The organism is Brevundimonas sp. 357 (assembly GCF_003938605.1).
GTDB lineage: Bacteria > Pseudomonadota > Alphaproteobacteria > Caulobacterales > Caulobacteraceae > Brevundimonas.
Genome location: NZ_RHWX01000011.1, coordinates 114586 through 139070 on the forward strand (window position 1 = coordinate 114586; position 24485 = coordinate 139070).

The 24485-nt window shown below is 67.2% G+C and carries 25 protein-coding genes, 1 tRNA gene and 1 pseudogene; 13 read left to right on the top strand and 14 right to left on the bottom strand.

Going from position 1 to position 24485, the window contains the following annotated elements; genetic code table 11:
• Positions 1 to 52 precede the first annotated feature (52 nt).
• From EGK63_RS11280 to EGK63_RS11300, 5 genes are all read left to right on the top strand, one after another.
• Positions 53 to 730: an SDR family NAD(P)-dependent oxidoreductase gene (locus tag EGK63_RS11280; protein WP_125901542.1), complete on the top strand. Its 678-nt coding sequence runs from the start codon at positions 53 to 55 to the stop codon at positions 728 to 730.
• On the top strand, positions 730 to 1548 hold the full coding sequence (locus tag EGK63_RS11285; RefSeq protein ID WP_125901543.1) for a CoA ester lyase: 819 nt from the start codon (positions 730 to 732) through the stop codon (positions 1546 to 1548). Before EGK63_RS11280 ends, EGK63_RS11285 begins: the two co-directional genes overlap by 1 nt.
• A gap of 180 nt (positions 1549 to 1728) precedes the next feature.
• Positions 1729 to 3792 carry a capsular polysaccharide biosynthesis protein gene (locus EGK63_RS11290; RefSeq protein WP_243637662.1) on the top strand — a complete coding sequence of 688 codons (2064 nt, stop codon included), beginning with the start codon at positions 1729 to 1731 and terminating at the stop codon, positions 3790 to 3792.
• Positions 3793 to 3941: 149 nt separating this feature from the next.
• The gene (locus EGK63_RS11295; RefSeq protein WP_125901544.1) at positions 3942 to 5087 is read left to right on the top strand and encodes a beta-ketoacyl-ACP synthase III; all 1146 of its coding nucleotides are present in this window, start codon (positions 3942 to 3944) and stop codon (positions 5085 to 5087) included.
• A gap of 98 nt (positions 5088 to 5185) precedes the next feature.
• Entirely contained in the window at positions 5186 to 5452 is a 267-nt protein-coding gene (locus tag EGK63_RS11300; protein WP_087139307.1) for a hypothetical protein, read from the top strand.
• 74 nt (positions 5453 to 5526) lie between these two features.
• Here the strand turns inward: EGK63_RS11300 and EGK63_RS11305 are convergent, their stop codons facing one another.
• The 3 genes from EGK63_RS11305 to ppdK form a co-directional block, all read right to left on the bottom strand.
• Complete coding sequence (locus EGK63_RS11305; protein WP_125901545.1) at positions 5527 to 6054, bottom strand: porin family protein; 528 nt, start codon at positions 6052 to 6054, stop codon at positions 5527 to 5529.
• 211 nt (positions 6055 to 6265) lie between these two features.
• Positions 6266 to 6799, bottom strand: a complete 534-nt coding sequence (locus tag EGK63_RS11310; RefSeq protein ID WP_125901546.1) for a porin family protein — start codon at positions 6797 to 6799, stop codon at positions 6266 to 6268.
• Between the two features lie 219 nt (positions 6800 to 7018).
• Positions 7019 to 9709 carry a pyruvate, phosphate dikinase gene (gene ppdK, locus EGK63_RS11315; protein ID WP_125901547.1) on the bottom strand — a complete coding sequence of 897 codons (2691 nt, stop codon included), beginning with the start codon at positions 9707 to 9709 and terminating at the stop codon, positions 7019 to 7021.
• A 225-nt stretch (positions 9710 to 9934) separates the two neighbouring features.
• Here ppdK and EGK63_RS11320 point away from each other — a divergent pair, with 225 nt between their 5' ends.
• The 6 genes from EGK63_RS11320 (at position 9935) to EGK63_RS11340 (ending at position 13485) form a co-directional block, all read left to right on the top strand.
• Positions 9935 to 10723: a folate-binding protein YgfZ gene (locus tag EGK63_RS11320; protein ID WP_125901548.1), complete on the top strand. Its 789-nt coding sequence runs from the start codon at positions 9935 to 9937 to the stop codon at positions 10721 to 10723.
• Positions 10724 to 10833: 110 nt separating this feature from the next.
• On the top strand, positions 10834 to 11298 hold the full coding sequence (locus tag EGK63_RS11325; RefSeq protein WP_125901549.1) for a hypothetical protein: 465 nt from the start codon (positions 10834 to 10836) through the stop codon (positions 11296 to 11298).
• Entirely contained in the window at positions 11295 to 11495 is a 201-nt protein-coding gene (locus tag EGK63_RS11330; protein WP_046651697.1) for a helix-turn-helix transcriptional regulator, read from the top strand. Before EGK63_RS11325 ends, EGK63_RS11330 begins: the two co-directional genes overlap by 4 nt.
• A 55-nt stretch (positions 11496 to 11550) precedes the next feature.
• The gene (locus tag EGK63_RS16500; RefSeq protein WP_157683775.1) at positions 11551 to 11709 is read left to right on the top strand and encodes a hypothetical protein; all 159 of its coding nucleotides are present in this window, start codon (positions 11551 to 11553) and stop codon (positions 11707 to 11709) included.
• Positions 11710 to 11821: 112 nt separating this feature from the next.
• The gene (locus EGK63_RS11335; RefSeq protein ID WP_125901550.1) at positions 11822 to 12793 is read left to right on the top strand and encodes a TraB/GumN family protein; all 972 of its coding nucleotides are present in this window, start codon (positions 11822 to 11824) and stop codon (positions 12791 to 12793) included.
• An 86-nt stretch (positions 12794 to 12879) separates the two neighbouring features.
• Positions 12880 to 13485 carry a DNA-3-methyladenine glycosylase I gene (locus EGK63_RS11340; protein WP_125901551.1) on the top strand — a complete coding sequence of 202 codons (606 nt, stop codon included), beginning with the start codon at positions 12880 to 12882 and terminating at the stop codon, positions 13483 to 13485.
• A 55-nt stretch (positions 13486 to 13540) separates the two neighbouring features.
• On the opposite strand, the gene EGK63_RS11345 is transcribed toward EGK63_RS11340, so the two are convergent.
• On the bottom strand, positions 13541 to 13960 hold the full coding sequence (locus EGK63_RS11345; RefSeq protein WP_125901552.1) for a hypothetical protein: 420 nt from the start codon (positions 13958 to 13960) through the stop codon (positions 13541 to 13543).
• 338 nt (positions 13961 to 14298) lie between these two features.
• On the opposite strand from EGK63_RS11345, the gene EGK63_RS11350 reads away from it, so the two are divergent.
• Positions 14299 to 15099, top strand: a complete 801-nt coding sequence (locus tag EGK63_RS11350) for a hypothetical protein (RefSeq protein ID WP_243637663.1) — start codon at positions 14299 to 14301, stop codon at positions 15097 to 15099.
• Between the two features lie 599 nt (positions 15100 to 15698).
• Positions 15699 to 16349: a ribonuclease HII gene (locus EGK63_RS11355; RefSeq protein WP_371412974.1), complete on the top strand. Its 651-nt coding sequence runs from the start codon at positions 15699 to 15701 to the stop codon at positions 16347 to 16349.
• 7 nt (positions 16350 to 16356) lie between these two features.
• Here EGK63_RS11355 and EGK63_RS11360 read toward each other — a convergent pair whose 3' ends face one another.
• From EGK63_RS11360 to EGK63_RS11395, 10 genes and pseudogenes are all read right to left on the bottom strand, one after another.
• Complete coding sequence (locus EGK63_RS11360; RefSeq protein WP_125901554.1) at positions 16357 to 16569, bottom strand: hypothetical protein; 213 nt, start codon at positions 16567 to 16569, stop codon at positions 16357 to 16359.
• A gap of 36 nt (positions 16570 to 16605) precedes the next feature.
• Positions 16606 to 17646, bottom strand: a complete 1041-nt coding sequence (locus EGK63_RS11365) for a DNA adenine methylase (RefSeq protein ID WP_125901555.1) — start codon at positions 17644 to 17646, stop codon at positions 16606 to 16608.
• Between the two features lie 9 nt (positions 17647 to 17655).
• Positions 17656 to 19119: a pyruvate kinase gene (gene pyk, locus EGK63_RS11370; protein ID WP_125901556.1), complete on the bottom strand. Its 1464-nt coding sequence runs from the start codon at positions 19117 to 19119 to the stop codon at positions 17656 to 17658.
• Positions 19120 to 19277: 158 nt separating this feature from the next.
• On the bottom strand, positions 19278 to 20966 hold the full coding sequence (locus tag EGK63_RS11375) for an alkaline phosphatase family protein (RefSeq protein ID WP_125901557.1): 1689 nt from the start codon (positions 20964 to 20966) through the stop codon (positions 19278 to 19280).
• A gap of 104 nt (positions 20967 to 21070) precedes the next feature.
• Entirely contained in the window at positions 21071 to 21202 is a 132-nt protein-coding gene (locus EGK63_RS16780) for a putative transporter small subunit (protein ID WP_243637664.1), read from the bottom strand.
• 12 nt (positions 21203 to 21214) lie between these two features.
• On the bottom strand, positions 21215 to 21619 hold the full coding sequence (locus tag EGK63_RS16600) for a hypothetical protein (protein WP_207896369.1): 405 nt from the start codon (positions 21617 to 21619) through the stop codon (positions 21215 to 21217).
• A 115-nt stretch (positions 21620 to 21734) separates the two neighbouring features.
• Positions 21735 to 21956, bottom strand: a pseudogene (locus EGK63_RS16605) (sodium:proline symporter); the annotation flags it as partial.
• Between the two features lie 375 nt (positions 21957 to 22331).
• Positions 22332 to 22416: transfer RNA gene (locus tag EGK63_RS11385), tRNA-Leu, on the bottom strand.
• Positions 22417 to 22426: 10 nt separating this feature from the next.
• Positions 22427 to 23833 (bottom strand): M20/M25/M40 family metallo-hydrolase, encoded by a 1407-nt coding sequence (locus EGK63_RS11390; RefSeq protein WP_125901571.1) that lies wholly within the window; start codon positions 23831 to 23833, stop codon positions 22427 to 22429.
• Positions 23834 to 24013: 180 nt separating this feature from the next.
• Positions 24014 to 24253, bottom strand: coding sequence for a DUF3297 family protein (locus EGK63_RS11395; protein WP_125901558.1), 240 nt, complete (start codon positions 24251 to 24253; stop codon positions 24014 to 24016).
• Positions 24254 to 24485 lie beyond the last annotated feature (232 nt).

The following is a 24485-nucleotide window of genomic DNA, read 5'->3' on the forward strand; positions in this document are numbered from 1 at the left end:
TCCCGCGACGCGCGTCGCTATGGTCCGCGCCGAACCATTCAGGAGCGAGACGATGGGCGAACGGGTTGCAGCAATCACCGGCGGGCACGGCGCTCTGGGTCGGGCGGTGGTCGAGGCCGCGCAGGCCGCCGGCTGGACCGTCGCCGTCATCGACCACGCCAACGGCCACGCCGTCCCCGAAGGCGTGCTTGAGGTCGGCGGCGTCGATCTGACCGACCCCGCTCAAGCCAAGGCCGCGATCGAGACCGTCGTCGCCCGATTCGGCCGTCTGGACGTCCTGCTGAACATCGCCGGCGGCTTCGTCTGGAGCCCTGTCGAGGGCGACGGCGAGGAGTGGGACCGGATGCACGCGCTCAACGTCAAGACGACGCTGAACGCCAGCCGCGCCGCCCTGCCCCATCTGAAGGCCTCAAGCGAAGGCCGCATCGTCAACATCGGCGCCAACGGCGCGGTCAAGGCCGGACACGGCATGGGCGCCTACGCCGCCTCCAAGGCCGGGGTCCACCGCCTGACCGAGGCCCTGGCCGAAGAGCTGAAGTCGACCGCAGTGACAGTCAACGCCGTCCTGCCCTCCATCATCGACACGGCGGCCAACCGCGCCGACATGCCGGACGCCGATCCGGCCAAATGGGTCGCGCCCGTCGACCTGGCCGCCGTCATCCTGTTCCTGGCCTCGCCCGAGGCGCGGGCGGTGACGGGCGCCCTGATCCCCGTCACGGGCAAGGTCTGATGCGCGCGCGCAGCGTCCTCTACCTGCCCGCCTCGAATGCGCGAGCTGTCGAGAAGGCCCGCGCCCTGCCCTGCGACGTGGCGGTGCTGGACCTTGAGGACGCCGTCGCGCGTGAAATGAAGGCCGAGGCCCGCGCGACCGCCGTCGCCGCGGCGCAGGAAGGCGGCTTCGGTCCGCGCCTCGGCGTGCGGATCAACGGTCTGGACACGCCGTGGGGCGCCGACGACCTGAAGGCCCTGCGTGACGCCCCCGTCGACCTGATCGTCGCCCCCAAGGTCGAGAGCGCGGCCATGGTTCACGCCCTGTCGGCGGCGCTGCGCCCCGGCGTCGATCTGTGGGCCATGATCGAGACGCCGCGCGCCTTGGTGGACCTGCGCGATATCGCCGGGGCGGACGGGGCCTTGAGCGGCCTGATGCTGGGCGTCAACGATCTGGCCAAGGACTTGAAGACCGGCGCCGCGTCTGACCGCGAACCGCTGAAGCCGTGGCTGGCGGCCGTCGTGGCCCACGCCCGCGCCAACGGCCTGAGCGTCATCGACGGCGTGTTCAACCGCATCAGGGACGAGGCGGGTTTCGCCGCCGAATGCGCGCAGGGGCGGCTATACGGCTTCGACGGCAAGAGCCTGATCCACCCCTCGCAGATCGAGGGGGCGAACACGGCATTCGGCCCTTCGCCTGACGAGATCGAATGGGCACGCAAGGTCGTCGCCGCCTTCGCCGCACCCGAGGCCGCCGGTCTGGGCGTCATCCGCGTCGAGGGCGAGATGGTGGAGCGGCTGCATCTGCACGCCGCCGAAACGCTTCTGGCCGACCTCTAACTATCCGCTCATCCCGGCGGAGGCCGGGACCCAGCGCTTTGGCTTCAAACGCATAGGTTTGATCCAGCGCCCCCTTATGGCTGGATGCGGAGCGCGTTGCTCTCACTGGGTCCCGGCGTCCGCCGGGATGAGCGGTAGTGGGGGTGGCGCCCTGACTCTACAAACCGTAGACACCATCCCATGACCGCACCGCTTCCGCCCTCGTCGAAAACCCGCGCCTGGGTCTGTGCGCCGGGGGTGCTAAAAGTTCCGTTCCTGTCCGCCTTCCTGCCGGATTACGAGCTGTCCGCCCTGCCCGGATCGTCGATCGAGGCCGTCCTCGGCTGGGGCATGAAGCCGACGGCGGAGGCGGGCCGACGCTGGGCGGCGAAGCACGGCAAACCCTATGTGGCGCTGGAGGACGGCTTCCTGCGCTCGGTCGGCATCGGCGAGAGCGGGGCGACCAGCCTCAGCCTGATCGTCGATGATCTGGGCGTCTATTACGACGCCACCCGGCCCAGTCGACTGGAGCAACTGATCGACACAGCCCCCGACTGGTGCGACGCCGCCATGAAGGCCCGCGCGCGGGGTCTGATCGACCGCATCGTCGCCTCGGGCGTATCCAAGACCAATATGGGCGGGCCGCTGGACGCAAGCCTGCTGAAGCCCTGCCGCCGGGTGCTGATCGTGGACCAGACCTTCGGCGACGCCTCCATCGGCTATGGGCTGGCGACCGAGGCCAGCTTCTCCGAGATGCTGGCGACCGCGCGGCGCGACGAGCCGGACGCCCAACTGATCGTCAAGCGTCACCCGGCGGTGGCGGCGGGGCGCAAACAGGGCTGCATCCCGGCAGATCAGCTTCAGGGCGTCACCCTGATCGACACCGATGTACGCCCCGCCGACCTGCTGGCGACGGTGGATGCGGTCTATGTCGTGACTTCGGCCCTGGGGTTCGAGGCCCTGTTGCGCGGCCTGCCGGTGCGCTGCTTCGGCGCCCCCTTCTATTCGGGCTGGGGGCTGACGACGGACGCCGTGCACACTGAACGGCGCGGCGCAGCACGCGATCTGGAGCAGGTCGCGGCTGCGGCGCTGATCGCCTACACCCGCTACGTCGATCCCGTCACCGGTCAGCGATGCGAGGCCGAACAGGCGCTGGAGCGGCTGATCGCCCTGCGCGACCGGGCCGCCCGGCTGGCGGGCGACTGGGCCGCCGTCGGCTTCGCCCCGGCCAAGCGGCCGCCGGTGCGCCGTCTGCTGAACAGCCCCAAGGGCCGCGTCCGCTACTTCTGGCGGTCATCCGCCGCCGTCGCCCATGCGCGGGCGACCGACGGCAAGCTGATCTGGTGGGCCGGCAAGGAGACGCCGCAGATCCGCGCCGCCGCCGACGCCTTCGAAGGGCCGGTCGTGCGGATGGAGGACGGCTTCATCCGCTCGCGCGGCCTGGGCTCCGACTTCTTCGGCGCCCTGTCGGTCGCGCTGGACGATCAGGGCGTCTATTACGACCCGACCCGGCCCAGCCTTCTGGAGAGCCTGATCGAGGCGGGCGAGCCCTCGCCGGATCAGGCCGCGCGCGTCGAAGCCCTTCGCGTCCGCGTGGTCGAGGCGGGCCTGTCGAAATACAATCTGAAGGGGGCGGGCGTCCCTGCCCACTGGCCGAAAGACAGGCCGATCCTGCTGGTCGTGGGTCAGGTCGAAAACGACCGCTCGATCCTGATGGGATGCGGGCCGGATCTGCGCACCAACTCCGGGCTGGTGAAGGCGGCGCGGGCGGATCATCCCGACGCCTTCCTGATCTATCGCAACCACCCCGACGTGACGGCGGGCAACCGGCCCGGCCTGCTGGATCATGCGGCGATGGAGGAGGTCGACGCCTCGGCCGACGATCTGGACATCGTGGACTGCCTGAACGCCTGCGACCGGCTGGCCACCCTGACCTCCCTGACCGGGTTCGAGGCCCTGATGCGGGGCAAGCCGGTCAGCGTCTATGGCCGTCCCTTCTATGCCGGATGGGGCCTGACCGACGACCGGCTGGCGTTTGATCGCCGCACGCGCCGCGCCAGTCTGCAGAGCCTGATCCACGCCGCCCTGATCGGCTATCCGGTCTATGTCACGCCGGACGGCTGGCCCTGCGAGGCCGAGGATCTGGTCGAGGCCCTGATCGCCGCGCGCGACCATCCCCTGCCCGCCCCGCCGCGCGGCCGCATCAATCGCTGGTGGCGCGGCATCAAGGCCAGTCTCGACCGCAGCCTTCCCCCGGCCTATTGAGGACGTTCGTCATCGCAACGGACTGAGTCCGGCCCGCGAGGCGCCCGAACTTCGCCGCGAGGCGCCGACATAAGACTTGTCGAGCGCCGGGGACTCCATGTTCTCTCATGCAGCCAAGCGCCGCGCGCCGAGCGTCAGGGAACTACACAGTGCAAAAAGCCGTCATCTCCGCCACCGGCCTGTTCACGCCCGAACAGTCGATCTCGAACGAGGAACTGGTCGGCGCCTACAACGCCTGGGCCGAAGGCTGGAACGCCGCCAACGCCGCGGCCATCGCCGCCGGAGAGATCGAGGCCAAGACGCCCTCGTCCGAAGCCTTCATCGAAAAGGCCTCGGGTATCAAGGCGCGCTATGTCATGGACAAGTCGGGGATCATCGATCCCGAGCGGATGTTGCCGCACCTGGCGGCGCGCGGCGACGACGAGCTGTCGATCCTGGCCGAGATGGCGGTGAAGGCCGCCCAGGACGCCATCAGGGCCTGGGGCAAGCCGGTCAGCGAGATCGGCGCCGTCATCTGCGCCGCGTCGAACATGCAGCGCCCCTACCCCGCGATGGCCATCGAGGTGCAGCAGGCGCTGGGGATCGAGGGCTTCGCCTTCGACATGAACGTGGCCTGCTCCTCGGCCACCTTCGGCATCAAGACGGCGGCGGACTTCGTGGCCTCCGGCTCGGTCAAGGCCGTGCTGATGGTGAACCCGGAAATCTGCTCGGCGCACCTGAACTTCAAGGATCGCGACAGCCACTTCATCTTCGGCGACGTCGCCACCGCCGTCATCATCGAGGCCGAGGACCAGGCTGGACCCGGCGGTTGGGACATTCTGGGCACGAAGCTTCAGACCAGCTTCTCGAACAACATCCGCAACAACTTCGGCTTCCTGAACCGCGCCGCCCTGCCGACCGACGCGAACGAGCCGGTTTCGTCCGACGGCCTCACGGACAAGATGTTCGTCCAGCAGGGTCGCAAGGTGTTCAAGGAGGTGGTGCCGATGGTGTCGACCATGATCCTGGATCACGCCGCCGAGCTGAACCTGGACACGCAGGGGCTCAAGCGCCTTTGGCTGCACCAGGCCAACATCAACATGAACACCCTGATCGGCAAGAAGGTGCTGGGCCGCGATCCCGAGCCCGAGGAGAACGTCATCATCCTGGACGACTACGCCAACACCTCCTCGGCGGGGTCGATCATCGCCTTCCACCTGCACAATGACGGCTTTGCGCCGGGCGAGACGGGCCTGATCTGCAGTTTCGGCGCAGGCTATTCGGCGGGCACGGTTTTTGTGCAAAAGCGCCCATAAACCCGCCGAACAGGAATCATTATTTCCGGCGGCGCTTGCACTGTTCGGAAATTTTTGCAAACCGTATCGCGTCGAGAAGCAGGGGGGACGGCGCCCGAATGACTCAGACGGCTTTGCCTTGGGCTGAAAAACTCAGTGATCCGCTGGCGCACGACGTGGCCACGGTGTTGCAACGCATGGGCGGTTCGGCCCATCAGGATATGGTGATCAACTGCGTCGCGGCGCTGAAACGCCAACGCGGCGAGTCGGTGACTCAAGACCTCAAGATGAAGATCATCGAGGTGTTCGAGCGCTATCGCGACTTCTTCATCCGCCCCTTCGGCGAGGGGTCGATGCGCTGGGCCCTGGCGCCGGGCGTCGCCTGACCATTTAAAGGCCGAACAACGAAAAAGGCCCGCTCCGACTGGAGCGGGCCTTCGTCATTTCAGACCATCCGCGCTTAGAAGCGGCGGATGTAGCTGACCGAATAGGCGTCAGCCTCGCCGCGATCATCGCGGAAGTCGCGGCGGGTCCAGTCGGCGCGGACGCCGTTGACGCCGTCCAGGTAGTAGTTGGCGCCGACGCCGTAGTTCCAGCTGTCGCCGCCGACCTTGCTCTCAGAGCCGGCCAGCTCCTGCTTCAGCTCGGTGTGGCCGTAGCCGCCGCGGGCGAACAGCTCCAGCTTGTCGCTGACGGGATACTTGCCCACGACATAGCCGGCGGCGTCCCACTCGTGCTTGATCTGACCGTCGACGCCGGCGACCGTGATGTCCTTGTCCTTGACCCCTACGCCGACCTCGGTCTCCACGGCCAGGTAGCGGTTCAGGTTAACGCCCAGGCGGCCGGACACGGCGCCGGTCTGGGCCGCATCGCCTTCCATGTGCGTGTAACCCAGCGAACCATAGCCACGCGGTTCAGGGTTCGATTGAGCAAACGCCGGAGCGGCGAGAACAGAGATAGCGGCTGCGGCGAGAAAAACGTTACGCATTATTTCATACTCCTTAGATGATGTGACTTCTGTGGTCACATGCCCCATCCAACGAAGCTTAAATGGTTGCGCCATCACACTCGTTCCATAGGCGAAGCGGCCAAACACAACATTAGTTACGCAAAAGACACATACGTCGTTACCTAAATGACGCAAAAGAAAGGGCGCGCTCCGCCGGGAAGCGCGCCCAACCGATCCGCCGGGAATCGGATCAGAAACGACGGACGTAGTTGACCGAATAGACATCCACTTCGCCGCCGTCGTCGGTGAAGTCGCGACGGGTCCAGTCGCCGCGCAGGCCGTTCTGGCCGTCGAAGTAGTAGTTGGCGCCGACGCCGTAGTTCCAGCTTTCGCCGTCGGCCTTGCGCTCGACGCCGGCCAGTTCGGCCTTCATCTGCGTGGTGCCGTAGCCGCCGCGTGCGAACAGTTCGAAGTTCGGCGTGACCGGCAGGGTGCCGACCGCATAGGCGGCCAGATCATAGTCGTGCTCGATCTTGCCCTTGGCGCCGGCGATGGTGAAGTCGTCATCCTTCACCCCGATCGAGCCTTCGCCCTCGACGCCGAAATAGGGGTTGAACTTGGCGCCCAGACGGCCGGTGACGGCGCCCAGGTTCCCATCCGAATGGTCCAGCTGCGAATAGCCGAGCGTGCCGTAGTAGGTGGGGCCGCCCGGCTGTACGACCTGGGCCGCAGCCGGCAGGGCGAATACAGAAAGGGCGGCGGCGGAGAGAATAACGTTACGCATGAGCTTCAATCACTCCTTATTGTGATGAGCAGGCCTGGCCTGACCACCTTGCGGAGAAACAAATCTCAAGCGCACAGCACCGTTCCCTATGCTTGATGAAGCAATCTATGACTGTGCGAACAGAAGCACACACCGCGTTCCGCCAAGGATGACTATTTCGCGGCATGAAAAAGGCGACCCTTTCGGATCGCCCTTCTCTTGTCGTCGATTGAAAGGGCCTCAGCGGTCCTTTTCGCGCTCCTCGCCCGAGCGTGCGCTCAGCGCGGCCTGCGCCGCCGCCAGCCGGGCGATCGGCACCCGATAGGGCGAACAGGAGACGTAGTCGAGGCCGACCGTCTCGCAGAAGGCGATCGACGACGGGTCGCCGCCGTGTTCGCCGCAGATACCCATCTTCATGCCGGGCTTGACCGAACGGCCCCGCTCCTCGGCGATGCGGATCAGGTCGCCCACGCCGTTCTGGTCCAGACGGACGAAGGGATCAGTCTCGAAGATGCCCTTGTCCAGATAGGCCTGCAGGAAGTGGCCGGAATCGTCGCGGCTGATGCCGAAGGTCGTCTGGGTCAGGTCGTTGGTGCCGAAGCTGAAGAACTCGGCGTGCTCGGCCAGATCGGCGGCGCGCAGGGCCGCGCGGGGCAACTCGACCATGGTGCCGACCAGGTAGTCCACGTTGTCCCCGGCGTCCGCAAAGACGGCCTTGGCCGTGCGGTCGGTCAGTTCGCGCAGATACTTCATCTCCAGACCCAGGGCGACCAGCGGGTGCATGATCTCCGGGATCGGGGCGACGCCCGAGGCCGCCTTCACCTGCAGCGCCGCCTCCAGGATGGCGCGGACCTGCATCTCGTAGATTTCCGGATAGGCCACGCCCAGGCGACAGCCGCGGTGGCCCAGCATGGGGTTGGTCTCATGCAGTTCGCGGGCGCGGCGCTTCAGCTTGGCGGCGTCCAGCCCCTGCGTCGCCGCCAGGGCGTCGATGTCGGCGTCGGTGTGCGGGATGAACTCGTGCAGCGGCGGGTCCAACAGACGCACCGTCACCGGCAGGCCGCTCATGATGGTGAACAACTCGACGAAGTCGGCCTTCTGGAACGGGGCGATCTTGGCCAGGGCCACGCGGCGGCCCGCCTCGTCGTCGGCCAGGATCATCTCGCGCACGGCGGCGATGCGGGCCTCGTCGAAGAACATATGCTCGGTGCGCGACAGGCCGATGCCCTCGGCGCCGAAACCGCGCGCGGTCTTGGCGTCCAGCGGGGTCTCGGCGTTGGCGCGGACCTTCAGGCGGCGAATGCCGTCGGCCCAGCCCATCAGGGTCTGGAAGTCGCCCGTCAGCTCCGGCTCGATCATGGCCACGGCGCCGTCCAGCACCTCGCCCTTGCCGCCGTCGATGGTGATGACCTCGCCCGCCTTGAAGGTGCGGCCGCGCGCGGTGAAGGTTCCGGCCTTCTCATTGATGGCGATCTCGCCCGCGCCCGAGACGCAGGGGCGCCCCATGCCGCGCGCCACGACCGCCGCGTGGCTGGTCATGCCGCCGCGCGCCGTGACGATGCCGCGCGCCGCGTGCATGCCGTGGATGTCTTCGGGGCTGGTCTCGTCGCGGACCAGGATGACGGCGTCGCCCTGCTGGCCCAAACGCTCGGCCTCATCGGCGTCGAAGACGATCTTGCCGGTCGCCGCGCCCGGCGAGGCGGGCAGGCCCGCCGCGACGACAGTGCGCGCCGCCTTGGGGTCCAGCGTCGGGTGCAGCAGTTGGTCCAGCGCGGCCGGTTCGACGCGGCTGACGGCCTCGTCCTGAGAGATGACGCCCTCGGAGGCCAGATCGACGGCGATCTTCAGCGCCGACTTGGCCGTGCGCTTGCCGTTGCGGGTCTGCAGCATCCACAGGCGGCCCTGCTCGACCGTGAACTCGATGTCCTGCATGTCGCGGTAGTGGCTTTCCAGCCGCCCCACCACGTCGACGAACTGGGCGAACACCTGCGGCATCGCCTCTTCCATCGACAGCGCCGTCTCGCCCATCTCCTCGCGACCCGCCTTGGTCAGGGACTGCGGCGTGCGGATGCCCGCCACCACGTCCTCGCCCTGGGCGTTGATCAGGAACTCGCCATAGAGGCGGTTCTCGCCGGTCGAGGGGTTGCGGGTGAAGGCGACGCCGGTGGCCGAGGTCTCGCCCATATTGCCGAACACCATCGACTGGACGTTGACGGCCGTGCCCCAGCTTTCGGGGATGTCGTGCATGCGGCGATAGAATTTCGCCCGGTCGTTCATCCAGCTTTCGAACACGGCGCCGACGGCGCCCCACAGCTGGGCCTGGGGATCCTGCGGGAAGGGCTTGCCCAGTTCGCGCTCGACCAGGGCCTTGTAGTCCGCGACCACCTTCTCCCAGTTCTCGGCGGTCAGTTCGGTGTCGACCGAGACGCCCAGACGATCCTTGTGGTCGTCCAGCACCTCTTCAAAATAGTCGTGGCCCAGGCCCAGCACCACGTTGGAGTACATGGTGATGAAGCGGCGATAGGAATCGAAGGCGAAGCGGCGATCGCCCGACAACTTGGCCAGGCCCTCGACCGTCTGGTCGTTCAGACCCAGATTCAGGACGGTGTCCATCATGCCCGGCATGGAGGCGCGGGCGCCCGAGCGCACCGACACCAGCAGGGGGTTGGCGGCGTCGCCGAAGGTCTTGCCCACCACGCCCTCGACATGGGCCAGCGCCGCCTTGACCTGATCCGTCAGGTCGGACGGATAGGTTTCGCCATTGGCGTAGTACCAGGTGCAGACCTCGGTGGTGATGGTGAAGCCGGGAGGCACCGGCAGGCCGAGGGACGACATCTCGGCCAGGTTCGCGCCCTTGCCGCCGAGAAGGTTCTTCATCGAAGCGTCGCCGTCAGCGGATCCGCCGCCGAAGCCATACACCCACTTGGTCATTTCGTAGTTCCTGAACCGTGGTCTGACTGCGAGTCGCAGCCCCGCATATGTAGAAGTGTGCGGGTTATATATGAGTCCCGCCTTACGGGGGCCCTCACTAGCGCGCTGCACCTGCGAAGGCGAGGCTGGAGGCGTAACAATCCGTGAGAGGATGTATCGTCCAGTGCGGCGACGACGCAGCCTGACGCACTGGAGGAAGCGATCAGTCCTGCCTATCTTGGCCTTATGTCCATCGCTCGTCTCGACAGTCGCGCCCTGATCCGCGTCAGCGGCCCCGACGCCCGCCCCTTCCTGCACAATCTTCTGACCCAGGATGTGGAGACGTTGCAACCGGGCGAGCTTCGGTTCGGCGCCCTGCTGTCGCCGCCGGGACGGCTGCTGTTCGACCTGTTCATCTGGGGCGAGGAGGACGGTGTCGTCCTGGACGTCGCGGCCGAACGGCGCGACGCCCTGGTCCAGCGGCTGAGCCTCTACAAGCTGCGCGCCCAGGTCGAGGTCATGCCCATCCCCGACGCGGTCTTCGTCGCCTGGGGCGCGGATGTTCCCGACGGCTTCGTCGCCGACCCGCGCCTGCCCGGCCTGGGCGGCCGCCGCTGGGGCGATCAGAGCGAGACCGACGCGGTCGAGGCCGACTGGCAGGCGCATCGCCTGGCCCTGGGCGTGCCCGATCCGACCCAGGACGCCCTGATGGACAAGACCTATCCGATCGAGGCGGACTTCGACCTGCTGAACGGCATCGACTTCCACAAGGGCTGCTTCATCGGCCAGGAGACGACCTCGCGCATGAAGCGGCGCGGCACGATCAAGAACCGCATGATGGCCATCGCCTTCGACGGCCCCGCCCCCGAACGCGGCGCCGAGGTGCTGAAGGGCGAACTGCGGGCCGGCGAAGTCATGACCGGCGCCGAGGGACGGGCCATCGCCCTGATGCGGCTGGACCGCATGGACGGCGATCTGACCGTCGAGGGCCGCCCCGTGCGGGTCGAGAAGCCCGACTGGATCCCTGATTTGTAAGGCGGAATCCGGCAAGACGGAAAATATGCTTGTCGTGATGTAAAAGTCGCTTGACGTAAACGCGGCCTCGTTGGTAAAGCTCACTTGTCAACACGACAGGGGAGCTTGTCATGAACACCGAAATCACCACCGCCGCCGGCGCCGTCGCCGCCGACAAGAGGAAGCTGGATGACCTGACCGTCGCCCTGTGCGCCCTGACCGTGGTCGGGGTCAGCGCCGCCTCCGCCACGCCGTTCTGGCCCGAAGCCTGGGGCCGCGCGCCGTCGATCGGCGTCGTCGTCCTGGCCGCCGGGCTGGCCGTCTTTCTGGCCCTGCACACCCTCTACTGGTGGCGCGCGCTGGATGAGGCCGCCAAGGAAGCCCACAAATGGGCCTGGTGGTGGGGCGGCAATCTGGGCTTCATCGTCGGCGGCGCGGCCGTCGTCATCGCCGCCCTCGCAGGGGTGAACCTGCTGCCCGCCGCCGCGCCGCACACCGATGCGGCCCTGATCGCCCTGGGCGTCGTCGCCGCCTTCGCCGCCCAGGCCGTCGGTTACGGGATCGCCTGGTGCGGCTGGTGGATCGCCCGCCGATGACCAGCGCCTTCATCAACCGCCTCAAGGTCTTCCGCGCCGAGCGCGACTGGACCCAGGCCGATCTGGCCGAACGCCTCGGCGTCTCGCGCCAGACCGTCCAGGCGCTGGAGAAGGGCCGCTACGACCCGTCCCTGCCGCTGGCCTTCCGCATCGCCCGCCTCTTCGGCCAGCCGATCGAAGCCATCTTCATCGCCTGACCCCGCCTGCCCTACTCATCTCAATCGACACATCGAAATCCAAAGGACCGTCATCATGTTCAACCTGTTCTCGACCGCCGCCGACCGTTTCTCGGGCTTCGCCATGGGCGTCTGCGGCGCCCTGCTGATCAGCCTGGCCGTCCAGGCCGTGCCGACCTTCGGCCGCTCCGCCGAAACCCCGGCGGCCGCCGTCGCCCAGATCGTCGCCCGCTGATCCCTCTTCACGCCTCGCCTTCCCGCTCCCAGCCCCTGTGCTGACGAGCCTTCCGTCGCCCGCATCTGAGCTCGGCGACGCCTGAAACCCCCTACAATCCAAGGACACTGCAATGACCCTCGCACGCCGCATGGGCCAATCGGCCAACCATGTCTCGCGCTTCGCCGCCGGCCTTCTGGCGGCGCTGGCCGCCTCCGCCGCCCTAGCCGCCGCGCCCGGCGCCGCTCACGCCGAACCGGCTGCGCCCGCCCCCGCCGTCGCTCCCATCCCCCGCGCCGAGGGCGCCGGCCCGCCGCTGTGGGTGGTCAAGGACGCGGACTCCACCGTCTATCTGTTCGGCACGGTCCATCTGTTGCGACCCGGCACGGCCTGGGGCTCGGACAAGGTGGACGCCGCCTTCGCCAGCGCCTCGGACATCTGGGTCGAGATCGCCGATCAGGACGATCAGGCCGTAGTCATGCCTGTGATCCAGCAGCACGGCGTCGATCCGTCCCGCCCCCTGTCGTCGGTCCTGTCGGCCGAGGACTTCGCCGCCTTCGACAAGGTCGCCCAGGCGAACGGCGCCAGCGCGGCCGCCCTGGACGCCTACCGCCCCTGGCTGGCGGCCTTCATGATCTCCATGTCCGGCCCGACCGAGGCCGGCTATCGATCTGAAGCGGGCGTCGACAAGACGCTGATGGATCGCGCCCGCTCCGAAGGCAAGGCGCTGCACGGCTTCGAGACCGCCGACATCCAGGTGCGCCTGATCGCAGGCATGAGCGAAGAGGTCCAGGTCGCCTATCTGAACCACTTTGTCCGCAACACCGACCGCATCGTCGCCAACCTGGATGAAACCGTGGCCGCCTGGCTGAAAGGCGACATCGCCGAAACGGGCCGCCTGAACCGCGCCAACACCCGCGACGTGCATGAAGACATCCACCGCGCCGCCCTGATCGACCGCAACAGCGACTGGACCCGCCAGATCGAGGCGATGATGAAGGATTCAGGCACGGCCTTCGTCGCCGTCGGCGCCGCTCACCTGATGGATCAGGACAGCGTCATCGACATGCTGACCGCGCGCGGCTTCACGGTCGAGCGACTGTAGGACGCCCCGCACAACCCCATGAAGGCCCGGCGGAAACGTCGGGCCTTTTCGCTTGCGCCGCCAGAACATTCCAGCAACATCGCGCCATGACCGAATCCGAAAAGGCTGAAGGGCGCTGCGGCTGGTGCGGGACGACGGACCCGCTCTACATCGCCTATCATGACAGGGAATGGGGCGTGCCCGAGTACGACGCCCGCGCCCTGTGGGAGAAGCTGGTGCTGGACGGCTTCCAGGCCGGGCTGGCCTGGATCACCATCCTGAGAAAGCGCGAGGGGATGCGCGAGGCCTTCGGCGGCTTCGACCCCGAGATCGTCGCCCGCTACGGCGAGGCGGACCGCGCGCGTCTGCTGGCCGACCCGCGCATCATCCGCTCCGGCGCCAAGATCGACGCGGCCATCAACGGCGCCCGCATCTGGCTGGACATGAGGGATAGCGGCGAGGATTTCTCAGCCTGGCTGTGGTCCTTCGTCGGCGGCCAGCCGCTGGTGAACGAGTGGGAGCATTTCCGCGAGGCCCCGACCCAGACCGCCGAAAGCCTCGCCATGGCCAAGGCCCTGAAGGCGCGCGGTTTCAAGTTCTGCGGCCCGGTGATCACCTATGCCTTCATGCAGGCGGTCGGCATGGTCAACGACCATCAGACGACGTGCTTCCGGCATGGGGAGGTGGGTGAAATGGGCGCCGCCAACGGCTGATTTCAGACCCACGACCCATTCGGACCTTCGCGGCGTACGTCTACGCGCCGTAGGGTCACAGACAGCTAGTCGACAACAGGGAAGGAAAGTAGGTGAAGCGAGCCGATTGTCCTGATGCGGTCGAAAAGCTGACCTCGTAGGTCTCGGCATCCACCCCAATCGTGACCCCTTCGTGGGTCATGCGACGCAAGGCGTCCAGACGGGGCGCGTCCGCAGCTTGGCATTGATCCTGCGGCGCCCGGCCCGCGTATGTGGCGTCGCTGACTAAGAGTTCCTGTTTCGAATCCCATCGCCCCGCATCTGCGCAGCCAAGGCGTAGTTCGTAAGTGGTGAGCATGAGATCGGTTGTCTCGATGTTGTCGAGCCAAAGCTCCACGCTAGACCCGGTGACGTCCTGGCCGTTGATCTCCGTGGGGAACCAGTGGCCGGGCAATCCGTGGTCGCCCTCGTCTGCGCAACTCACTAAGGCCAGCATGGCTAGCGCGCACCCAGCCCTGAGTGACGTCCGACTGCGAGAGAGAGTTGCATTGACCATGCCTAAACTGAGCATTGTCCGTCTCAGCTTTCCACCCTTAAGCGAACTTCGGTTCACGACCCGTTGCGGACTTCTCATTCGGATGATGTCGGCGGCGCCGTCGGCGTTGGCCCACTACACCGTGGCAAAAGCCACCACTTCGTCGAGCGGCTCATCGGGATGGCTTGACGTTGTAATAAACCGAGTGTCGTCAGACCCGTCGCCACTTATGAACCGGTCGATCCCGCTTCTCATAGCGCCGCAGTTTCGGCTACCATTCCTCATTGATCGGGGAAATCATGACGGACCAGTTGCAGCAAGGCAGGGAAGTAGCATCTGACGTCAGGAAGCCCGCAGCGCCGACCAGCGTCCCGGTTATTCGTTCAGGGGGATTTCAGCTTGCCAAACGGCTGACTGAGTTTTTCTCCGTCGTCACCGCCGCATCGTTTGCCGTGTCAATATCCGCAAACCAGGCGGTATTTGATCGTTGGGGTCTGAACTTCCTCCAACTCGCAACGGTCACTGACGTCGTAATGTCGGGTCTATCGCTTCTCTTCTTTGCCATTCCCTTGGCAATGGCGCTGCTGACCGCTTGGGTCATCGGAGGTTTTAGAGGGCGGTTGCGCTGGTTTGGCCGGATTGCGCTCATCATCGCCGCCCTTGTTTTCGCCCTGGGCCTCTGGGGGTTATCCCAAGGCGAAGCCGACCAAGGCGCAGCGGCTGCGGTGTCCTCGAGCGGTTTCGTGCTGGTTGGTCTGCTCGGTCAACCCGCTCTGCGTTTTCATAGAGAAAGGAGCCTGCGCGCCGGCATCGCAGCCATCGCCGCCGCTATTCTCGCCGCCGTCACCTTGGGCCAGACAGTCGCCTACACCGTGAAGAGATATGAGGCGCGCGGCTATTCCGCCGACGCCCAGCTCTATCTTCAGCCCTCGATCCCTTCTTGCAAAGGTCGAGCGCTGTGGGTTGGTGAGCGTGCCGTAGTGCTCGACTGCAGCGAACGAGGCGGCCCCCGCAGTATCAGCGTCATCTTTGGACAAGAGAATCAGCTCTACAGAGCTGTGGCGCCCCAACGGGATGGGGGAGCCGCTAACCACCCTTAAAAGAACTTCGCTTCACGACCCATTGCGGACCTCGCCGCCAATCCACTAGGAGCAAGTACGGCAGGGGATCGACCATGATTATTGCGGCGATGATATCTACGGTTCTGCAGACTGGGGGCTGGGCTCCGGGGTCAGATCTGCCGGAGCCAGCAACCTGTCAACGGTCTGTCAGGGATGCGACGACGGAAAAGCGGTTGTGGTGTCCTGGGGAGCTGGGAAAACGACTGCCGAATAATGTCTATGCAAGCTTCCCTGCCGATGGAAAAGGCAAAGGCTGGGCTCTTCTTCGTTGCGATGTTGGCGAAGGCAAGGTGACGACCGCGTGCGAGCTGACCGATGAATCTGCCCCCGGATCGCGGTTCGGCGCGTGGGCGATCAGAGCTCATTTGACCGCAACGCTTGTAACCAAAGGAGAGGAGCCGATGCCGGGCGACCAGTACTATGCCATTGCGCGGTGGGAGGTTCAGTAAGAACCAGGTTTGGGATACCGCGCGCCCGCTTCCCACCCTCAGCAGCAACTCGGCACAGCCGCTTCTCGCAACACAAGTAGACCAGGCGGCAGCCTTCCCCCATGCCCCGGTTCGTGGCACTGACGCCTGATGCTCGCCCGCACCGCTACCGCCAAGACCGACCGCCCCTTCCCCACCCTGATGCTGGAGCTTGAGGCGCGCGCGACGTGGAACGGTCATGTCTGCGGAGTCGATGAAGCCGGACGCGGTCCCTGGGCCGGGCCGGTGTCGGCGGCGGCGGTGATCCTGAACCCGGACGATCTGCCGCCGGGCATCGACGACTCCAAGGCGTTGACGGAGAAGCGCCGCGCGGCGCTGGAGCCGCTCATCAAGACGCGCGCCCTGGCCTGGGGCGTCGGTTTCGCCTCGGTGGAGGAGATCGACGAGCTGAACATACTGCACGCCACGGGCCTGGCCATGCGTCGGGCGGTCGAGGCCCTGGCCCATCCGCCGGTTCACGCCCTGGTGGACGGCAACTATCGCTTCAAGCTGCCGTGCGCGGTGACGCCCGTGGTCAAGGGGGACAGCCGGTCGCTGTCGATCGCGGCGGCGTCGATCCTGGCCAAGACGGCGCGCGATCGGCTGATGATCGAGATGGATGCGACCTATCCGGGCTACGGCTTCGCCAGCCACAAGGGCTATAACGCCCCCATCCACCAGAAGGCCCTGCAGACGCTGGGCCCCTGCCCCGAACACCGGCGCAGCTGGGCGCCGATCAAGGCCCTGCTGGACGCCGCCTAAGCGAAAATCAGACGGACAGGGCGCCGCCCAGCAGCATTCCCATCAGACCCGCCGCGATCGCGCCGATCAGCAGGATGGTCCAACTGTCCAACCCGCGCCCGCGCCGCAACGACGGACGGGCCGGACGCGCGGCCTGACGCTGGGCGTCGAAACGCGCAGCGTCAAAACCATGAGCGTCAAAGCGGGAAGCAGGGGGAGGAAGGCTGGAAAGCGTACGCATACGGCACAAACGGCGTGCGCCCGGCTTTCGTTCCCGTCAGGCGGCGACCGGCAGTTCGATCGGCCGATCCGTGACCACGAACAGATATTCCACATTCCTCAGCCGCCCGATGGAGCCGACCTTCTGACCCTTCAGATTGTGGATGCCGATGCGGGCGCCGACGTAGCGGGGGCGCGGGATCTCGACCACCTGCACATGGCCGCGCGCCGACAGCATGGCCGTCAGCTCGTCGCGGCTCAGATAGCCCTCGTCGTTGAAGCTGACGATCAGGTTCGGCGCCCTCAGCCGCTCGATGACGGTCTGCAGGGCCGGGCCGATGCCGGGCCGGCTGTTGAAGGCGGACTTGCGCGTCTTCACGTCCACCCGCTTGCGCGCCACGCCATAGGTTTCCGGCTTGTCCCACAGCACCAGGCTTTCCCAGCAGTGATAGTTGCCGAGGTAGGAGTGCTGGTTATAGGGCGGGTCCAGATAGACGAGGTCGGCCTCGACCTCGGCGGCGATCTCGACCGCATCGCCGTGCGTCGCCACGCACGAGCCCGCCGCCACGCCCGGCAGCAGGTCCGGCAGGCGCAGCTCCAGCGGCTTCAACGCGCGCGGCGCCCACTGCTTCATGAAGGCCATCTGCAGGCCCGCCGTGGAATCCACCCGATCGGCCGCCTCCATCAGGGCGACCAGGACGACCGCCTTCAGCTCCGGCTCCAGCCCCATGACCTCGATCCGCTCGCGCATGGCGTCGATGCGGGCGCCGTTGTCGGGGTGGAAGAAGCGGGCTTCCTCACAATAGGTGCGGGTGAACCAGCCCGGCGCGGGCGCCACGGCGCGCAGTTCCGCCAGCACCGCCTCAGCCCGTTCGGCCCAGACCTCGCGGTCGGCCTGGACATAGGCGGTGGCGAGCGCATGGGCATAGGCGTTGTGATCATTGGACCAGACGCGATAGCCTTCGCGCTTCAGCGCGTGGCCCACGCGCGCGGTGCCGGAGAACAGGTCGCAGACCGTCCCGCCCTGCGGCTGAGCCGCCCGCACCGCGCCGATCACCTGGCCCAGAAGCGCGCGCTTTGAGCCGATGTATTTGATCATTCCGCCCCGTCAGGTTTTGCGGGCGCGCTTCGCCCCGTGTTGCCGGGGGGCAGCATGGGCCGGAGCATGGGCCAGACGCAACAGATTCGCGGCCCCCGGCGCGCCGAAGGGCGTTCCGGCCAGGATCAGGATGCGCTGCCCCGGCTCGGCCAGGCCGTAGAGCATGGCGGCCTCGACCGCATCGTCGGTCAGGCCTTCCAGCGAGGTCGGCTGTTCGCCCAGACGCGGCTCCAGCCCCCAGACCAGGGCCAGGCGACGCGCCGTCTCGGGCTTGGGCGTCAGCGCCAGGACCGGTTGCAGCGGCCGCTCGCGCGACATCCGCCGCGCCGTGCCGCCCAGGGTGGTGAACACCACCATGCAGGCGGTCGAGGACGCCTCGGCCGCCTTCCTCGCCGCCGCGACCAGGGCGTCGACGTCGTCGATGTCCATGCCCGCGTGTTCGGCGTCCATCAGGCCCGGCCACAGGGGGTCGCGCTCCACCCGCTCCATGATGCGGTTCATGATGGCGACGGCTTCCAGCGGATAGTCGCCCGCCGCCGTCTCGGCCGACAGCATCAGGGCGTCGGCGCCCTCATAGACGGCGTTGGCCACGTCGGACGCCTCGGCGCGGGTCGGGGCCGGGGCGCTGGTCATCGATTCCAGCATCTGCGTCGCGACGATGGCGGGGACGCCGCGCTGGCGGGCGGCGCGCAGGATCTTCTTCTGGGCGACCGGCACTTCCTCCGGGTCCATCTCGACCCCCAGATCGCCGCGCGCGACCATGACGCCGTCGCAGTAGTCGAGGATGCTCTCGAGGTCGTTCAGGGCCTGAGGCTTTTCGATCTTGGCCAGGCAGGCAGCCTGACCGTTCACGATGCTCTTCAGCTCGGCCATGTCCTCGGCCTTCTGCACGAAACTGAGGGCCACCCAGTCGACGCCGAGGCGAAGCGCGAAGGCCAGATCCTCGCGGTCCTTGGGCGTCAGGGCCGAGACCGGAATGACCGCCTCGGGCACCGCCACCCCCTTGCGGTCCGACAGCTTGGAGCCGCTCTCGACCGTCACGTCGCACCATTCATCGGTGCGCTCGCCCACGCGCAGGCGCACCCGGCCGTCGTCCAGCAGCAGCAGCATGCCCGGCCGCAGCGCCTTGAAGATTTCCGGATGCGGCATCTGCACCCGCGTCTCGTCGCCCAGCGCCGGGTTCAGGTCGAAGCGCATCTGGTGGCCCGGCTTCACCTCGATCTCGACATCAGCGAAGCGGCCCAGCCTCAGCTTGGGCCCCTGCAGGTCGGCCAATACGCCCAGCGGCCGCTTCAGCGCCATTTCGGCCCCGCGCACGGCCTTGAGGGCGGCGGCGTGGTCGTCGTGCGAGCCATGGCTGAAGTTCAGGCGAAAGACGTCCACCCCGGCCTGCGCCAGCGCCTTGACCGTTCCCGGCGCACGGCTGGCGGGTCCGAGTGTCGCGACGATGCGCGCGCGGCGGGCTCTTTGCATGAACGGGTTTCCTCTGGTGGCTCTGACGGCCGGCGCCTCCCCTCAGAAGCGCTTCTCAGTCTCTTGTGCCAATGAAATGCGGGAGACGTAAGACCGCCTCCCGGCATGGAAACACGAGTTTATGGCCGCGAAACACGAAGTTATGGCGGCCGGTCGTCTTATTTCGTCTCGCAGCGGCCCTTGGCGAACTGCGGCAAGTCCATGCAGCGGCCGTCGATCGGCGCGTCCGGCGTGACGCCGATCAGATTGGCCAGCGTCGGGGCGATGTCGATGGTGCGCATGGGCAGGAAGCGCTCCTGGCCCTCGGCGCCCGGCCACCAGAAGACGATCGGCACGCGGCGGTCGTAATCCCAGGGCGAGCCGTGGCTGGAGATGGCGCCGCCGACACGGCCCTGGCCGGTCAGTCCCGGCTGCCAGGCGCGCAGGATGTCAGGCGAACGGCCCGCCACCGCCGACAGGCGCAGGCGCTCGCGCACGCTCAGGTCTTCGGGATTGATCGAGTTCGGCACAGGCTCGGCCAGAAGTTCGTCGCGCGACACCGCCAGCGCCACCTGCGGCTCGGCGTTCAGCAGTTCCAGGGCGGCGGCCAGCACCTGCGAACGCAGCGGCTCGGGCAGGGACTTGCGGTCCTTGTCGACGATGACGAAGCCGCCCGCCGACGACACCACGGGATCGGCGTCCAGACCGAAGCGGGCCTTCAGCGCGGCGTTGACACGCGGCTGCAGGGCGCGATCCACCCGGCCCGCATGGGGATAGCCCTCGACGGCCGAGCGCTCGGGGAAGTCCGAGCCGCCGTGATCGGCCGTCAGCACCACGATGGCGCCGCCCGGAACGGTCGACAGCTTGTCCAGGAAGGCGCCCAAGGCCGCATCGAGGCGCAGCATCTGCTCGCACATCTCGGGCCCCTGGGTGCCGTAGCTGTGGCCGATGCGGTCCGTGGCCGACAGGCTGACGCCCAGCATGTCCGTGACGCCGCGACGGCCCAACTGCCGGCTGTCCATCAGCTCGATCGCGCCTTCGATGGTCAGCTCGTCCAGGATCGGCGAGTTATCGAGGCGGAAGTTGGCCGGCGGCACCTTGGAGTCGAAGGTCTGGCCCGCGATGGTCCACTGCCCTTCCAGACGGCGGCAGGCGGCGTTGGAATAGGTCCAGCTGGGCGCCTGGCGGGTGAAGCGGTCGATCATCCGGGCGTTCAGGGCCGCCACCGGGGCCAGACGCGCCTCGGCCGACTGGCCCGGCTCGACATAGGTGGTGAAGCCGAAGTTGTCGGTCAGCCAGAAGGCGCCGTCGCCCTTGTGCCCGGCCAGGTTGATGGCGCCGCGATCCTTGCCCGACACGCCGTAGACGCGGCTTTCAGGGCTGACGGCCTTCAGCCAGTCGCCCAGGGTCGAGGCGCTCAGCTGTTCGGGGCCGACCGGGCCGTTGTCGGTGTTCTTGCCGTGAGCCAGGGTGTTCTGCGGCGCGGCCAGGCAATAGGTCTCCTGGCCCGTCGCCGTGTCGATCCAGTCGTTGGCCGGGATGCCGCTGCGCGCCGGATGGGCGCCGGTCAGGACGGTCGAGTGACCGGCGCAGGTCACGGTCACGCCATGGGTCTGATAGCCGTTGATCGAGACCATGCCCTGATCGGCCAGGGTCTTCAGCCCGCCGGTGAACTGGCTGCGGTACTGGTTGAACAGATTGGCGCTCAACTGGTCGACCACCACGGTGACGATCAGCGAGGGCGAGGCCCGTTCGGCCGCGGGCGCCGCTGCGGGGGCCGTCGCCTCCGCCGCCTGCGCGGCTCCGCTCAGGGCGACGAGGCCCAGGGTCAGGCCCAGGGCGGAGGCGAGAAGGCGGCTGCGGATCATCGGGAACACCAAGCGAAGCAGAAAGTCGTCAAATCCCTACGCCGCCGCCATGACGGGGCCAAGACAGCGCCGCTATGAAAAGGAGGCCGCAGCGCCCTCCGACGTCAGATCATCGGCTCGCCGCGTCGATGCGCGTCCAGCCACTCCCGGAAGAAGGCGCGGGCGATGAAGGCCAGCACGCCCGCGACGATGACGGGCCACATCAGGACATAGACGGTAAGCCAGAAGGTGGTCATGGCGATCTCCGGTCAGCGGGATTGAGGAAGTTGCGAGCCTGTCCGGGCCAAGGCGGGTGCGGCGACGGCGACGGCGACGGCGACGGCGACGGCGACGGCGTCGAAAACGTAGCCGACGGCGCCGTCCATCGAAATCCAGCCGAACCGCACCGGGAAGAAGATCGCCAGCGCCGCCAGAACCGAGACGGTGAAGGCCTTGTTGGTCACCTTCTCCCAATAGAAGCTGGCGATGACGGGGAAGACCAGCGCGCCCCAGATGGCGCCGACCAGGACCAGCAGGTCCAGGATGTTCATCCGCGCCCCGGCGAAATAGAGAGCCGCCCCGGTGGCGATGACCATGGTGGCCCGCCCGATGGTCAGCATCAGGCGCGGATCGGCCTTGCGCTTGCCCGCCCGGCCATAGATGTCGGCCATCATGATCGACGACAGGGCCGACGGTGGCGGTGATGAAGGTCGGCTTGATCAGGTCTTCGCGCACGGCGAACAGATGCTGGGCGATGGTCTGGTTGCCGATGGCGTAGGCCAGGACGGCGGCGATATAGGGCGCCCCCTGGTTCAGGAAGGCATCGGACGAGAAGAAGCTGGTCTGCTGCGGCGTCAGGTTGGATGCGCCCTCGACGAAGACACTGGGCCCGCCCATAGCGAAGAAGATGGCCGGAATGACCACGACCACGGCGCCCAGCATGGCGCAGACCTGAATGAAGTCGGTCAACACCGAGGCCCGGAACCCCGACCACAGCGTATACAACAGCACGCCCCCGGCGATGACGACGACGCCATTCAGATCAATTTCAGTCAAAAGAGAGAAGTTCGACTCTCAATTATCACATACGATATTGATAGCGAAGAAAATCGACTGAAATGATATTCATAACAATATACTTTATAGTCAGCGATTACCTATCTCCGATACATAAATCGTACCAATATGAAAACTGCATTCATCGACATCACACTTCGGAACGCAGGGATGCGGCAGCGACAAGGACGCGCGCGCCAAAGGCTCTGAGCCCGGACAGCATTTGGCCGCAGACGCAAAAAACGCCTGCGTTCAGGAACGCAGGCGTGGAAACGGCCTCACAGGACCAAATCCCTTAAGGGCGTCAGCCGAATCAGATCCGGCCGAAGATGGTGCGAGCGGCGGGGGTCGAACCCGCAAGACCAAGGTCGGCAGATTTTAAGTCTGCTGCGTCTACCAGTTTCGCCACGCTCGCGGCGCGCGCCTCAGCGCTTCGCCTCCTGTGCCGCACGGGCGGCCCGGAAGTCCACATCTGAATCGGCGATCAGACGCACCAGGGCCGTCCAGGCGGCGACGTTCTGGGTCATCTGGGCCGGGTCGATCTTGTCCAGGGTGTCGTCGGCGGTGTGGTGCAGGTCGAAATAGCGCGTACCGTCCTGGCGCAGGCCGAAGACCGGAACGCCCGCGCGCGCCAGGGGACCGATATCGACCCCGCCGAACAGCTCGGCCTCGCCCGGCAGCACGCCCAGCGGACGCAGGACGCCCTCCGCGATCTTGGCGAAGTCGGTGTTCTGAGAGCCGGGCGGCAGGCCCAGGGCGTAGACGCGATCGGCGCCGAAGTCGCTCTCGCCGGCGATGACGTGCTTCTCGACGTCCGCGCCGATGTTGCGGACATAGGCGCCGCCGCCGTTGCCGTGGTCGGTCGGCTGGGCGACCTCTTCCGAGCCGTACAGCACCACGCGGATCGTGCGCGACGGTCGGCCCTGCTCGGCGATCAGCTTGGCCGCGGCCAGGGTGATGGCGCCGCCTGCGGCGTCGTCGATGGCGCCAGTGCCCAGATCCCAGCTGTCCATGTGCGAGCCCAGGACGATGACCTCGTGGGGGCGCGAGGCCCCGACGATGTCGCCCATCACGTTCTGGCTGTGGGTCTCATAGGTGTGGGCGGTGGACTTCAGGCGCAGGCGCACCGTCTCGCCCATGCCCACCAGCCGCGCGATCTGATCGGCGTCCGGCGCGCTGAGCGCAAAGGCGGGCAGCGGCACCTTGCCCTCGACATAGCGGGTCGTGCCGGTGTGCGGCATCCGGTGTTCGTCCGAGCCCGCCGAGCGCATGACGAAGGCGACCGCCCCGCGCTTGGCCGCCTCGGTCGGGCCGACGCCGCGAATGCGCGACAGAGGACCGTAACCTGAGCCGTCCTGCATCCGCACCATCTGGCCGCCGTCGACCACGGCGATCTTGCCGGTCAGCGACCCGGCAGGAGCCGCCAACAGGGCGTCCAGACCATCGAAGAAGACGACCTCGGCCTCGACGCCTTCGGCCGGGGTGGCGATAGAATGACCAAGCGCGGCGGCGACCAGCTTCTGCGGGCGTGCGCCCAGAATTTCAGCGCTTTCCTCGCCCCGCTCCCAGCCGATCAGGGGGAACTGCTCGATGCGGACGTTCTGGAAGCCATGGGCGCGCATGTAGTCGGCGGCCCAGGCGGAGGCGTCCTGCTCGGCGCGCGAGCCCGCCGGGCGCGGGCCGAAGCGGGTGGTGATCTGGGTGACGTAGTCGAGGGCGATATTGCCCTTCAGCGCCTGATCCCGCACCTGTTCGGCGGCGCGGATGGCGCGGGCGTCCTGCGCCAGAACCGGCGTGGCGACAAGGCCGAGCGCCACAGCGCTGGCGGCCATCAGACGGATAGTGAACGACAAGAACGCCTCCCAGACTCAAACGACAGGCGCGGACCCTAGCGGGCGAAGATTGCGACCGAAAGTCTCAGCTTCGCCGATCCATCCTTCCTCCGTCATTCTCGGGACAAGCTCGAGGATGACGGCTGAGGAGAAGCGGCGCGCCTCCCCTCAGCCCCAAAATCACTCGCCCTTGATGAAGGGCTCGACCGGGCCTTGCAGCTTGACGGTCAGGGCCTTGCCGCGACGGTCGACGCGGTTGCCGACGGCCAGGCGGACCCAACCTTCCGAGACGCAGTATTCCTCGACGTTGGTCTTTTCCTCGCCCTTGAAGCGGATGCCCACGCCGCGCGCCAGCAGTTCGGCGTTGTGGAAGGGGCTGTCGGGATCGACCGAGAGGCGGTCAGGCAGGACGTCGGACATGGAAGGGTCTCGCGAAAAATCGAAGCGGGCTGAATAGCCGCGCAAGGCCTTTGCGACAACCGTCGCCTATTGCACCGACTGACGCGCGGCCGCCGGGGCGTCGGCAGGGGCCGGGGCGTAGGGGCGCGGGCCGGTCTCGGCGGGCGCCGGCGCCTTGGCCGCAGGCTGGGCGGCGGGTTGGGCCGCCGGTCGCGCAGCGGGGCGGTTGGCGGCGGGCGTCGGCGCACGACGC